Annotated in this window: 10 protein-coding genes; 7 read left to right on the top strand and 3 right to left on the bottom strand. The window is 73.0% G+C overall.

From position 1 onward, the window contains the following. The first annotated feature begins 30 nt into the window (after positions 1–30). From EER30_RS31465 to EER30_RS31435, 7 genes are all read left to right on the top strand, one after another. Entirely contained in the window at positions 31–2,808 is a 2,778-nt protein-coding gene (locus EER30_RS31465) for an SWIM zinc finger family protein (protein WP_127504283.1), read from the top strand. A gap of 77 nt (positions 2,809–2,885) precedes the next feature. Then, positions 2,886–3,947: an ATP-binding protein gene (locus tag EER30_RS31460; RefSeq protein WP_127504282.1), complete on the top strand. Its 1,062-nt coding sequence runs from the start codon at positions 2,886–2,888 to the stop codon at positions 3,945–3,947. Further along, a complete protein-coding gene (locus tag EER30_RS31455) occupies positions 3,940–6,261 on the top strand; it encodes a DUF5682 family protein (protein WP_127504281.1) in 2,322 nt (773 codons plus the stop codon). The genes EER30_RS31460 and EER30_RS31455 overlap by 8 nt, the downstream gene beginning before the upstream one ends. After that, positions 6,258–7,457: a VWA domain-containing protein gene (locus EER30_RS31450; RefSeq protein WP_240670416.1), complete on the top strand. Its 1,200-nt coding sequence runs from the start codon at positions 6,258–6,260 to the stop codon at positions 7,455–7,457. The genes EER30_RS31455 and EER30_RS31450 overlap by 4 nt, the downstream gene beginning before the upstream one ends. 170 nt (positions 7,458–7,627) lie before the next feature. After that, entirely contained in the window at positions 7,628–8,389 is a 762-nt protein-coding gene (locus tag EER30_RS31445) for a class I SAM-dependent methyltransferase (RefSeq protein ID WP_127504280.1), read from the top strand. 103 nt (positions 8,390–8,492) lie between these two features. After that, a complete protein-coding gene (locus EER30_RS31440) occupies positions 8,493–8,957 on the top strand; it encodes a nitroreductase family deazaflavin-dependent oxidoreductase (RefSeq protein ID WP_127504279.1) in 465 nt (154 codons plus the stop codon). Positions 8,958–9,001: 44 nt separating this feature from the next. Beyond that, on the top strand, positions 9,002–10,147 hold the full coding sequence (locus EER30_RS31435; protein ID WP_127504278.1) for a DUF5925 domain-containing protein: 1,146 nt from the start codon (positions 9,002–9,004) through the stop codon (positions 10,145–10,147). A 65-nt stretch (positions 10,148–10,212) separates the two neighbouring features. Here EER30_RS31435 and EER30_RS31430 read toward each other — a convergent pair whose 3' ends face one another. The 3 genes from EER30_RS31430 to EER30_RS31420 form a co-directional block, all read right to left on the bottom strand. Then, positions 10,213–10,503, bottom strand: coding sequence for a DUF1540 domain-containing protein (locus tag EER30_RS31430; protein WP_127504277.1), 291 nt, complete (start codon positions 10,501–10,503; stop codon positions 10,213–10,215). Between the two features lie 116 nt (positions 10,504–10,619). Next, positions 10,620–11,861, bottom strand: coding sequence for an adenylosuccinate synthetase (locus EER30_RS31425; protein ID WP_127504276.1), 1,242 nt, complete (start codon positions 11,859–11,861; stop codon positions 10,620–10,622). Beyond that, entirely contained in the window at positions 11,858–12,817 is a 960-nt protein-coding gene (locus tag EER30_RS31420; protein WP_127504275.1) for a hypothetical protein, read from the bottom strand. Before EER30_RS31420 ends, EER30_RS31425 begins: the two co-directional genes overlap by 4 nt. Between the last annotated feature and the right edge of the window lie 12 nt (positions 12,818–12,829).

Here is a 12,829-nt window from a genome sequence, read left to right as displayed (position 1 = left end):
ATTGTCGTACCTCCGTCCTAGGGTTTGCCCGTGCCCGCTGAACGATGGTCCGCCGCCCAGGTCGAGACGCTCGCCCCCGACGCCTCGTCGGTCAAGGCCGCCCGTGGCCTCTCCGCCCCCACCGCGTGGTCGGCGACCGGGCGGCTCGACGACATCCTGTGGGGACAGTTGCGCAACTATCAGGTCTGCGTCGACCTGAGCGGCCCGGCGTTCAAGTGCTCCTGCCCGAGCCGCAAGATCCCCTGCAAGCACGCGCTGGGCCTGCTGCTTCTCTGGGCCGAGTCCGATGTGGCCGACGGCCCGGCGGCCGCGTTCGCCCTGGAGTGGCAGGCTGCTCGGGCCGCCCGCGCCGCGGCCAAACCCAAGCCGGCCGCCGCGCCCGACCCGGCCGCCGCCGCGAAACGGGTCGAGCAGCGCGCCGAGCGGGTCGCCGGTGGCCTGGCCGAGCTGCGCCGCTGGCTCGACGACCAGATCCGGCAGGGCCTGGCCGGGGCTCAGCTGGCCGGAACTCAGCGCGGCGGTCACCAGCCGTTCGAGGCGATGGCCGCCCGCCTGGTCGACGCGCAGGCCCCGGCGGCCGCGGGCGCCGTGCGGCGGCTCGGCTCGATCGCCGGTATCGGGCCGCACTGGGCCGACCGGCTGCTCGGCGAGCTCGCCCTGCTGCGGCTGCTCGTGTCGGGCTACGACCGCCTGGCCGACCTGCCGCCCGATCTGGCCGCGACCGTGCGCAGCCGCATCGGCTTCCCGGTCGCCACCGAAGAGGTGCTGGCCGGCCCACGTGTCGCCGACCGCTGGCAGGTGCTCGGCCAGGTCGAGACCGACGACGGCGCCCTGACCACCCGGCGCACATGGCTGCGCGGCTCGGCCCAGGGCCGGTTCGCGCTGGTGCTCTCGTTCGCCGCGCCCGGCCAGCCGATGACCTCCGACCTGGTCCCCGGCACCGAGTTCCGCGGCGAGCTGACGTTCTATCCCGGCGCCGCCCCGCTGCGGGCGCTGGTCGCCGAGCGGGTCAGCGCGGCCGAGCCGTTCCGTGAGCCCGACGGGGCCGTCCCGCTCGCCGAGGCCCTCGCCGGCTACAGCTCGACGGTCGCCGCCGAACCCTGGCGCTACGACGCTCCCGTGCTGCTCGCCGGGGTTGCGCCCAGCGCCGAGGGCCTGCTGGTCGACGCGACCGGCGCCGCCCTGCCCCTCGCCCCCGGGCACCGCGAGCCGTGGTGGTTGCTGGCCGCGGCCGGCGGCAGCCCGGCGACGGTCGCCGCCGAGTGGTCGCCCTCCGGCCTGCGGCCGCTCGCAGCGTGGGCCGAGGGCGCGTTCGTGGCCGCCGCTCCCCCGGTGCCCGACTCCGGCTCCCCGCGCCGGCCCGAACTGCCGGCCGAGCTGCTGGCCGCCGCCCTGGTCGGCACCAACCGCCGCCCGTGGGCGGGCGAGTCCTCGCTGCTCGACGCGGCCGCGGTCGCGCTGGCCCGCCGCCGGGCCGGGGTGCTGCCCGCCCTCGGCCACGAACCGGTGCCGGCCGCCCCCGCGGAAACCCTCGTCCCCCTGCCGTCGGCCCGCCTGACGCGCATCCTCGCCGAGGGCGTTCCGGGTGGGGCCCAGCTCGCGCAAGAGCTGCTGACCCAGTGGCTCGACGCCGCCGCCGAGCGGGGCGGCCACGTGCCGTCGGTCGCGCTGCCGGCCCTGCTCGACGCCGGCCGCCGCAACTCGCTGATCCGTCCGGCGCTGGCCCGGGTCGCGGGTCAGCGGGGCGCCTGGCTGGCCGGCATGCGGGCCGACTGGCGCTGGCTGCGCGACGAGGCACCGACCCCGACGATCCTGGTCGACTGGCACACCGGCAGCTCCGGCGAGCGGCTCGGCCATGTGACCGCGCTACGGTCGAGCGACCCCGCCCAGGCCCGCGAGCTGGTCGAGAGCACCTGGTCGCAAGAGTCGTCCGACGACCGGGCCCGCTTCGTCGGCGCGCTGGCCACCGGCCTGTCGCCCGACGACGACGCGTTCCTCGAGCGGGCCCTCGACGACCGCCGCAAAGAGGTTCGCGAGGCCGCGCTCGCCCTGCTGCGCCGGCTGCCCGGCTCGGGGCTGCGCACACGGATGGCGACGCGGGCCCTCGCCCTGGTCCAACGCGAGAAGCGCGCACCGGGCGCCGACCGGCTCGTGGTCACCCCGCCCGAGGATCTCGACGCCGCCCTGCGCCGCGACGGGGTGGCCGCCACCCCCGCGCGCGGCATCGGGGTGAGCGCGTGGCTGCTCGAAGAGGTTGTGGCCGGCGCCCCGCTCGACGTCTGGTCCGACCCCGCGACGATGCTGCGGCTGGCCCGCGGCAACGACTGGGAGACACCGCTGCTGCACGGCTGGGCCAAGGCCGCCGTCGTCCAGCACGACCCGGCCTGGGCCGGCACGCTGCTGCGCGACGCCGCCGCGGCCCTGCGCGAATCCGTCCGGTGGGACCTGCACCTCGTGCTCCCGCCCGACGAGCTCGGCCGGCTGGCCGCCGACGCGCTGCGCCGCGACGACCCGCTGGCCAACCGGCTGCTCGCGCTGCACCCCGGCCACTGGCCCGAAGAGTTGTCCGTCGCCGTGCTCGAGACGATCGCCCACCGGGCCCGCACCGACCGGCACACGTGGCAGCTCGGCGAGCTGTGCCGCGCGGCCGGCCTGTCGATGCCGCCGGGCTACGCCGACCTGGTCGCCCGCCTGGCCCTGCAACTCGACCAGGAGCCGGCCGACGCGTCGCGGGTGCGGCCGGTGGCCGACCTGGCCCGCACCCTGACCTTCCGCCAAGAGATGCTCGACGAGCTCAAAGCCTCCTGACACCCGCCCTTTCACACCTGACTTTCTGTCAGAGCCAGGCAGTAGCCTGCGTTCTGGCGACGACTGAGGAGTTACCCGTGACCGCGCTTCGCCCGCACGCCGAGGACCAGTACGCCGAGGAGCTGGCCCTCCTCGCCGCGTCCGACGACCGCCCGCGTCCGCCCGGCTGGCGGCTCTCCCCGCAGGCCGTGGTGACCTACCTGCTCGGCGACGGCGCCAAGATCACCCCCAAGTACGTGGGACCGCGCCGGCTCATGGAGGTGGCGGTCTCGACCCTCGTAACCGACCGGGCGCTGCTGCTGCTCGGCGTCCCGGGCACGGCCAAGACCTGGGTCTCCGAGCATCTCGCGGCCGCCGTCTCGGGCGACTCGACGCTGCTCGTGCAGGGCACCGCCGGCACGGCCGAAGAGGCGATCCGCTACGGGTGGAACTACGCCCGTCTTCTCGCCGAGGGCCCGACTGACGCCGCCCTCGTGCCCAGCCCGATCATGCGGGCCATGCGCACCGGCACGATCGCCCGGCTCGAAGAACTCACCCGCGTGCCCTCCGACGTGCAGGACGCGCTGATCACGATCCTGTCCGAGAAGACGCTGCCGGTGCCCGAGCTGAACACCGAGGTGCAGGCCGAACGTGGCTTCAACCTGATCGCCACGGCCAACGACCGCGACCGTGGGGTGAACGAGCTGTCCAGCGCGCTGCGCCGCCGGTTCAACACGGTCGTGCTGCCGGTGCCGGCCTCGGCCGACGACGAGGTCGAGATCGTCGCGCGCCGGGTGGAGCAGCTCGGCCGGTCGCTCGACCTGCCCGAGGTGCCGGCCGCGCTCGACGAGATCCGCCGGGTGGTGACCATCTTCCGCGAGCTGCGCGGCGGCCTCACCGAGGACGGGCGCACCAAACTCAAGTCCCCCACCGGCACGCTGTCGACGGCCGAGGCGATCTCGGTGATCACGAACGGCCTGGCGCTCGCGGCCCACTTCGGCGACGGCCGTCTCCACCCGGCCGACGTGGCCTCGGGCATCGTCGGCGCGGTCGTGAAAGACCCGGTGTCCGACGGCGTGGTCTGGCGCGAATACCTCGAGACGGTCGTGCGGGAGCGCGCCGACTGGCGTGACTTCTACCGGGCCGCCCGCGATGCCTGAGCGGCTCTACGGCATCCGTCACCACGGGCCGGGGTCGGCCCGGGCCGTGGTGCAGGAACTCGAACGCCAACCACCCGAGGTGCTGCTGGTCGAGGGGCCGCCCGAGGCCGACGCGCTCGTGCGCTGGGTGGCCGACTCGGGCCTGGAACCGCCGGTGGCCCTGCTGGGCTACGCGGCCGACGATCCGCGACGGGCGGCGTTCTGGCCGTTCGCGGTCTTCTCGCCCGAGTGGCAGGCGATCCGGTGGGCGGTCGAACGCGGGGTGCCGGTGCGCTTCTTCGACCTGCCCTTCGCCTATCGGCTGGCCGACGACGCACGCCCGGCGCGGCCCGCTGAGCCTGCGCCGGGCGACGCCGGCGACGGGCCCGACGCCGCTGACGCCGGACCTGCCGACGCCGGGCCTGCCGACGCCGGGCCTGCCGACGCCGGGCCGGGCGGGGGTGACGCCGGGCCGCGTGGGGGCGAGCCGCCACGGCGGCCGGTCGATCCGATCGGGGAACTGGCGGCCGCGGCCGGCTACGATGACCCCGAGCGCTGGTGGGAAGACGTCGTCGAGCATCGGGGAATGCCGGCGTTCGAGGCGATCGCCGAGGCGATGACGGCCATCCGCGAGCAGTCGTACGAAGACCCGGACGACCTGGTGCGCGAGGCCTACATGCGCGGGGTGCTGCGCGAGGTACGCAAGTCCTACGACGACATCGCCGTGGTCTGCGGCGCGTGGCACGTGCCCGCGCTCGCCCGCAAGGTCGCCGTCAAGGACGACACCGCGCTGCTCAAGGGGCGCAAGAAGGCCAAGGTCGACTTCACCTGGGTGCCGTGGACCTACGGCCGGCTGGCCTCGTGGTCCGGCTATGGAGCGGGGGTCAGCTCGCCGGGTTGGTACCACCACCTGTTCACCTCGGCCGACGAGGTCGTGCCGCGCTGGCTCGTCGACGCGGCCGGGGTGCTGCGGTCCGAGGGCGTGCCCACGTCCTCGGCGCACGTCATCGAGGCGACCCGGCTGGCCGAGGCGCTCGCGACGATGCGCGGGCGGCCTCTCGCGGGACTGGCCGAGGTCACCGAGGCGGCCGAGGCCGTCATGTGCGACGGGGAGCCGTTACGCGTCGAGCTGATCACCCGCAAGCTCGTGGTCGGCGAACGCCTCGGCGGGGTGCCCGACGACATGCCGTCCGTACCGCTGGCCAAGGATCTGGCCGCGCAGCAGCGAGCGGCCCGGCTCAAGCCCGAGGCGCTGGAGCGCGCCCTCGACCTCGACCTGCGCAAGGACACCGACCTCAAACGCAGCCGGCTGCTGCACCGGCTGCGCACGATCGACGTGCCGTGGGGCGAGCCCACCGCCACGCGGCGCGGCACCGGCACCTTCCGGGAGGAATGGCGGCTGCGGTGGCAACCCGAGTTCGCGATTCGCCTGGTCGAGGGCAGCATGTACGGCACCACGGTCGAGGCGGCCGCCACGGCCAAGGTTATTCGGGCCGCCGCGAAGGCCGAGACGCTGGCCGACGTGACCGCGCTGGTCGAGACCTGCCTGGTCGCCGAGCTGTCCGAGGCATACCCGCGGGTCCTGGCCTCGCTCGACACCCGGGCCGCGCTCGACGCCGACGTGAACCACCTGATGGCCGCGATCCCGGCGCTGGCCCGCACGCTGCGCTACGGCGATGTGCGGCGCACCGACGTGGCCGGGCTCGCCACCGTGACCGCGAGCCTGCTCGGCCGGGTCTGCGCCGCGCTGCCCTCGGCCGTCGGCTCGCTGTCGGACGAGGCGGCCAAACTGCTGCGCGACCGGGTCGACGGGGTGCACACGGCGGTCGGCCTGCTCGACGACGACGAGCTGCGCGAACGTTGGATGTCCACGCTGGGCTCGCTGGCCGGGCGGGCCGACCTGCACGGGCTGCTCGCCGGCCGGTTGACCCGCCTGCTGCTCGACGCGGGACGGCTCGACGGCGCCGAGGTGCGCCGCCGGCTGCGGCTGCCGCTGACCGTCGGCACCCCTCCGGCGCACGCGGCCGCCTGGGTCGAGGGCTTCCTCTCCGGTGGCGGCCTGCTGCTCGTGCACGACGAGGCGCTGCTGGCGCTGCTCGACGACTGGCTGGCCGACATCCCGCCCGGTGCCTTCGACGACGTGCTGCCGTTGCTGCGCCGCACGTTCGGCGCGTTCGACGCCGGGGAACGGCGGGCGATCGGCGAACGGCTGGCCGGCCCGCGCTCCGGCGAACCGGAGGCCGGCGGGCTGGGCTTCGACCCGGTCCGGGCCGACCTGGTCCTGCCCACCCTCAGTGCCCTGCTGGGCCGCGAGATCAGCGCGGAGGCGCGATGAGCCAGGAACCAGTCGATGACGCGAAGCGGGAACGGCTGCGGCGCTGGCGGATGGTGCTGGGCGGCCCGGCCGACGAGGCGCTGGGCAAGGCCGAGGGACGCGACGGCGCGATGGACTCGGCGCTGGCCGCCCTCTACGACGGGGGCGGGGCCGGCGACACCGAGCGGGGCAACCGCCGCTCGGCCGGGCTGGGCGGTTCGGCGCCGAAGGTGGCGCGCTGGCTCGGCGACATCCGCGAATACTTCCCGAGCACGGTCGTACAGGTCATGCAGCAGGACGCGATCGAGCGCCTCGACCTGACCCGGCTGTTGCTCGAACCCGAGATGCTCGGGGCGGTCGAACCCGACGTGCACCTGGTCGGCACGCTGCTCTCGCTCAACCGGGTCATGCCCGAGAAGACGAAGGACGCGGCCCGGCAGGTCGTCCGTACGGTGGTCGAGCAACTCGAGAAGCGGATCGAGCAGAAGACGCGGTCGGCCGTGAACGGGGCGCTCAACCGCGCGGCCCGCATCAACCGGCCGCGCCACGCCGACATCGACTGGAACCGCACTATCCACGCCAACCTCAAGCACTACCAGGCCGAGCACCGTACGGTCATTCCCGAGCGGCTGATCGGCTACGGTCGGCGCTCCACGGCCGTGCAGCGCGACGTCGTGCTCTGCGTCGACCAGTCGGGGTCGATGGCGGCGTCGGTGGTGTTCTCCGGGGTGTTCGCGGCGGTGCTCGCGTCGATGAAGTCACTGCGTACGTCGCTGGTCGTCTTCGACACCGCCGTGGTCGACCTGACCGAGCAGCTCGAAGACCCGGTCGAGGTGCTCTTCGGCACGCAGCTCGGCGGGGGCACCGACATCAACCGGGCCATCGCCTACAGCCAGCAACTCATCACGCGGCCCCGCGACAGCATCTTCGTGCTGATCAGCGACCTGTACGAGGGTGGCGTACGCGAGCAGATGCTGCGCCGGGTCGCCGAGATGACGGCGGCCGGGGTGCAGGTCGTGGTGCTGCTGGCGCTCTCCGACGAGGGCGCCCCGGCCTACGACCACGAGAACGCGGCGGCCCTGGCGGCGCTGGGGGTGCCGGCCTTCGCGTGTACGCCGGACGCGTTCCCCGACCTGATGGCGGCGGCGATCGAGCGGCGTGACCTGAAGGCGTTCGCGGAACGCTTCGCCGACGAGCGGAGGGCGGGCGGTTCGTAGGGCGGGACTCGGGCGCGGTTCCGGCGCGCGGTTCCGGGGTGCGGTTCCGGCGCGCGGTTCCGGGGTGCGGTTCCGGGGCGCGGTTCGGGCGCGGTTCGGGCCGGTTCGGGCGCGGTTCGGGCTGCGGGAAGCTGTTGTGGCGAGTGTTCGCGGTAACTAGCGTTACGGGTATGAGTGCTTACCTGAGCAACCCGCATATTTGGCAGGAAAGCTGGGACCGGCAGCAGTCCGCGTTCATGCCGGACCGTGAGGAACGGTTCGCGGCGATGCTCGAGGCGGTCGCCGCGACCAGCGACGGGCCGGCGCCCCGGGTGCTCGACCTGGCCGGCGGCACGGGCACGATCTCACTGCGGACGCTGGCGCGGTTCCCGCGGGCCCGCGTCACGGTGCTCGACCAGGACCCGGTGCTGATGGCGATCGCGGCCGCGTCCCTGCGCGACCGCGCCGAGGTGGTCGACGCCGACCTGGGCGACCCGGGCTGGCGGGCGAAGCTGCCCGAGGAGGGCTTCGACGCGGTGCTGACCGCCACGGCCCTGCACTGGTTGCCGGCCGAACGGGTGGCGACGCTCTACGGGGAGATCCGCGAGGTGCTGCGGCCGGGCGGCATCTTCGTCAACGCCGACCACATGCCCGAGGAGTCGCTGCCGACGCTGTCCGAGCGGCTGCTCGATCACCAGCGGGCGCAGCGGGAGGCCCGCTACGCGTCGGGGGCCGCGACCGCGTGGGACGACTGGTGGGACCGGGCCGCGGCCGACGAGTTCCTGGCGTCCAAGGCCGTCGAGCGCGGGCGCATCTACCCGAGGAACCGGCACGGTCAGGAGTGGACGCCGCCCGCGCTGTGGCACGTCGACGCGTTGCGGGTGGCCGGTTTCAGCGAAGCGGGCGTCCTTTGGCGCGGCGGCACCGACGCCGCGGTCATCGGCCTGCGCTGACGCCAAGCAGCACCCGCCAAGCAGCACCCGCCAAGCAGCGCCCGCGCCGGGGTGATCGACATCTCGTGAACCCCGGCGCCCGCGGCGGCATAGCCTGTTGTCCATGCCATTGAGTGGGGAGTACGCGCCCGGCACCTCGGACTGGGCGCGCAAGCAGGCCGACAAGATCGAGTTCAGCGGCGGGACCGAGGGCGGTGACCTGCAGGGCTATCCGGTGATCCTGCTGACGAGCGTCGGCGCGAAGACCGGCATGCTGCGCAAGACGCCGCTGATGCGGGTCGAGCACGACGGGCAGTACGCGGTGGTGGGCTCGCTGGGCGGCGCGCCCAAGAACCCCGTCTGGGTCTACAACCTGCGCAAGGAGCCGCACGTCGAACTGCGCGACGGCACGGTCACTCACGACTACCTGGCTCGTGAGGTGACCGGCGACGAGCGGGAGATCTGGTGGGAGCGCTCGGTCGCCGCCTTCCCCAACTACGCCGCATATCAGCGCAAGACCGAGCGTCTCATCCCGGTCTTCGTGCTCACGCGACTGCCCGACTCGGACCGCCCGATCGGGCCAACCTGAGAAAATCAGGTGCTCCCGGGGCATCGACGGACGATCATCAAAGCATGCGTACTCCCCACCAGTCCGTCGATCGGCTCGCGGGCCGGCACGCCGACGCGGCGTCCGCCGTGACCGTGCCGGCCGCGCTGCCGTTGTCGGGCGCGGTGGACGACGGCGATCGCCTGGTCGACGTGGTGGACCTGCTCGCGCTCGACGCTTTCGTCACCGGCCGGGAGCCGTACGGTCGCAGCACCTATCTCGAAAACGTGCGTGCCGACGCCGTTCTGAGTGTTGACGACGCCCGCGTCGTGCGCGACGCCGTCGACGAGGACGGGCAGGGCCTGCTCGCCGTCGGTGAGGGCTGGACGCTGCACGTCACGCGCTGGAAGCAGAGCCGCCGGGCCCGCGTCACCGTCACGGCCGTGAGCGCCGAGCTGGCCGAGTCGGTGCTCGAGTCGGCCACGGCGGGCGCCGTCGAGGAGCCCAAGCCCACTCCGGACAACGTACCCATCGGCTTCTGGCACTTCGGACAGCACGGGCCGCGCCGGGCCGCCCGCGAGATCGACGCCGCTCCCTGGGCCAGCATCAAGAGCAACTACGCCGGTACGGTCGCCGCCACGCTGGAACGGCTGATGGCGCTCGACAGCACGACGATCGGCGGCCGGCTCCTGCTGCTGCACGGCGAGCCGGGCACGGGCAAGACGACCGCCCTGCGCGCCCTCGCCCAGCAGTGGCGTTCGTGGTGCCAGGTCGACTGCGTGCTCGACCCGGAGCGCCTGTTCAACGACCCGGCCTACCTGATGAGTGTGGCGCTGGGCAGCGACGACGAGGACGAGCCCCGCTGGCGGCTGCTCATGCTCGAGGACTGCGACGAGCTGATCAGCGGCGAGGCGAAGGCGAGCGCCGGCCAGGCCCTGTCGCGGCTGTTGAACCTCACCGACGGCCTGCTCGGTCAGGGCCGCAACGCGCTTATCGCGATCACGACGAACGAGGACCTCGCGTCGCTGCATCCGGCGGTCGTGCGCCCGGGTCGATGCCTGGCCAGCATCGAGGTCGGCCGGCTCCCGTACGCCGAGGCGGTCGCCTGGCTCGGCACCTCGCGCGGCATCGGGCCGTCGGGGGCGACGCTCGCCGAGCTTTATGCGTTGAGGACCGGCACTCAGCCGGTGACGGTTCCGAAGTCGCCGCCGAGCACCGGCATGTATTTGTAAGCCTAACCTAAATAAATGTGCCCGCTGTCGCTTTGAGCAACGGCGGGCACATCACATTGAGTCGTTCACGCGGTTTCGTAGGTGAGGCAGTCGGCCTTGTCGCCGGACTCGCCCACCACGATCGCCGGGGCGTGACACTCGAGGTCGGTGTTGTGCACACAGTCGGCCCTCTTACAGGCCCCCACCTGGGCCAGTGCCTTGCCCATGCCGCCCTTGTCGCCGGCCACGTAGGTGTCGCACTCGGCCGAGATCGCGCTGCCGATCGTGACCGCGAAGGCGGTGCACCCGTCGTGGTTGTAGCCGCAACTGCTCACCGTGCAGGTCTGCACGCGGGGCATTTCCATCATCTGAGTCATCGTCTGCGCCTCCATTGCCTTCATCCCGGTCAACTCGACGATAAACCATTTCCCAGAAGTGAAGAAACAACACCACCATCTTTATTTGATTAGGTTAGGCGGCCCTAAGAATTGTTTTACAGGCATTCGGCGAGTTTCTTGTCGGCCGCGCTCGGGCCGTACGACTCGACGAGTACGGGAGCCTCGAGCACCGTGCCGATGGCCGAGGCCCAGTCGCCCGGCCGCACCAGATGACCCGGTTGCGCCCGGTTGAGCCAGGCCGTCAGCGCCGCCTGGCGCTCCAGGTCGCGGGCGGGCCCGGGAACGATCCGCACCACCGGAGGATCGGGCCGCAGGTCGGCGGCCGAGCGCTCGCAGCCGGGTTGCGGGGCTGACCGGTAGGTCGTGCACATTCGCAGCTCAGGGCAACGATCGGGCACGTCGAGGTGGGTCACGGCCAGACCGTCGACCCCGCCGGCCACCTCGACCGCGTAGCGGTGCGCGACCGCGTCGAAGTGCCCCACCCGGAACGCGCCCTGCCACTGCCCCGTCGCGTTGTGCCCCTCGGGCAGGTCGAGCGCCGGGTCCTCGGTCACGAACGGCCCGGCGCCGTGCCGGGTCGTGTAGGTGCGGACGACCCCGAGCCGCCGGAACGACCCGCACAGCTCGGCCACGTTGTCGAACGTCGTCGTCGACCAGGTCGTGTGCGGGTGCCACCCACGCCACTCGTCGAGCAGCACCCCCTGCGCGCCCTCGAAGACGCACGGCCCCTCACGCAGCAGGAGCGAAGCGTGCGAGGACCCGACGATCGAGACCGTACGACCGAAGGCCGTGAACGCGTCCACGACATCGTCGAGCGGCACCCCGGCCGGGCCCAACGCTTCCGAGAGCGCCGCCAGCCGACGGCGCAGCCGCGTACGGGAGAGCGTGTCGGAAACCCGCGGGGCGTCGTCGTGACTCAGCGCGTACGCCATGGTCTCGCCGACGCCCATCCCGCACGATCCGTGACGGTCCCCGCCCCGGGCCGATTCCCGCCGCCGATTGGCCGCCCGATGCCACGGCGTCGCGAGAAGAGCGTCGCCGTCGATCGTGAGCAGGTCGAACGGGTTACCCAGAGCGGCTGCCTCGGCGGCCAGCGCGAGCGGGTCGACCACCATGAAGCGCGTCAGGTGGGTCGGCACGCCACGCAGCGTGCCCGACCCGAACTGCGCGAACGTGTGCTGCCGCCCGTCCTCGGTGACCACGTTGTGAGCGGCCTGCGCTCCCCCGTTGAAGCGCAGCACCGCCCGCACCGGCCGGGACGCGCACAGAGCGTCGACCACCGTGCCCTTGCCGGCGTCGCCGTAACCGAGGTCGACGACCGCTACGTGCTCGTTCACAGCCGTTCGTTGCCCGACGCGGCGTCGCCCACCGGCAGCCGATCGCGGTGGATCACGCTGCCACGTTGCAGCGGAGCGAGCGCCTTGCCGACCGTCGCCCGGTGCTTCGAGCCCGCTTCGACCAGGTGATCGAGACCCGAGTCGAGGTCGATCGTGCCCTCGCCGAGACCGACCGTGAGCGCGATCGTCTCGCACACCGCGTCCAGGTCGTCGAGCTCGAGCACGTTCTGTCCGAGCAGCCCGCGCCAGCGCGTGAGCACCTCCGGATCGCCGCCGTAACTCGCCGCGGTCGGCAGCAGGTAGTAGACGTCGAAGGTGCGCCGCAGCTCGGCGACGATGCCCTCGGTGCTCACCGGCTCGGCCAGCTTCTCGCCGAGGAACTTGGCCACCTCGTTCGGCTTGACCCGGTCGTACGGCATCTCGTCGCCGATCAGGAAGAGGTAGCCGCGGCGGCCGCGCTTCGCGAACGAGTCGAGCGACGTGTGGCGGGCCATGAAGTACATGGCCAGCTCGTACGACTCCGATTTCTGCCCACCGCCGCCGCCCTCGATAACGATGCGGGCCAGGTCTTCGTCCATGCGGTTGTCCGACTCGAACTGGCCGACCTGCAGCGGCACCCGGTCGCAGGTGGCGTCGCCGACCGCGCCGAACATGATGTGCGGATCGGTCGCGTAGCCCTTGCGGGTCAGCAGGCCCAGCAGCTGCGGCAGCTTGGTCTGGAGCACGCGCGGCACCCCACCCATCGAGCCCGTCACATCGAAGAGCACCGAGATCGGCGTACTGAAGGGGTGTTCGTCGCTGTCACGGCTCTCCCGCTGGTCGACGCCGCGAGGGTCGAGCGCGGGGTGGGCCTTGCGGGCGCCGCTGTCGCTGTAGGCGAAGGCGCTCGTGCCGGTGGCCCGGCGGTAGTTGTCGGCGGCGGTGTAGACGTCGGTGGACCAGCGTCCGCTTCCCATGATGTTCCTCCC

It is taken from the genome of Actinoplanes solisilvae (genome assembly GCF_003999975.1).
In the GTDB taxonomy this organism is placed as follows: Bacteria; Actinomycetota; Actinomycetes; order Mycobacteriales; family Micromonosporaceae; genus Actinoplanes; species Actinoplanes solisilvae.
The sequence above is the reverse complement of the archived record's forward strand: the minus strand, read 5'-3'. Positions and strand labels throughout refer to the sequence as shown.

What these genes read in the sequence shown, in the direction of transcription:
- EER30_RS31430 (WP_127504277.1), bottom strand. Translation starts at nt 10,503, where the DNA reads ATGACTCAGATGATGGAAATGCCCCGCGTGCAGACCTGCACGGTGAGC.
- EER30_RS31440 (WP_127504279.1), top strand. Translation starts at nt 8,493, where the DNA reads ATGCCATTGAGTGGGGAGTACGCGCCCGGCACCTCGGACTGGGCGCGC.
- EER30_RS31435 (WP_127504278.1), top strand. Translation starts at nt 9,002, where the DNA reads ATGCGTACTCCCCACCAGTCCGTCGATCGGCTCGCGGGCCGGCACGCC.
- EER30_RS31420 (WP_127504275.1), bottom strand. Translation starts at nt 12,817, where the DNA reads ATGGGAAGCGGACGCTGGTCCACCGACGTCTACACCGCCGCCGACAAC.
- EER30_RS31445 (WP_127504280.1), top strand. Translation starts at nt 7,628, where the DNA reads ATGAGTGCTTACCTGAGCAACCCGCATATTTGGCAGGAAAGCTGGGAC.
- EER30_RS31455 (WP_127504281.1), top strand. Translation starts at nt 3,940, where the DNA reads ATGCCTGAGCGGCTCTACGGCATCCGTCACCACGGGCCGGGGTCGGCC.
- EER30_RS31450 (WP_240670416.1), top strand. Translation starts at nt 6,258, where the DNA reads ATGAGCCAGGAACCAGTCGATGACGCGAAGCGGGAACGGCTGCGGCGC.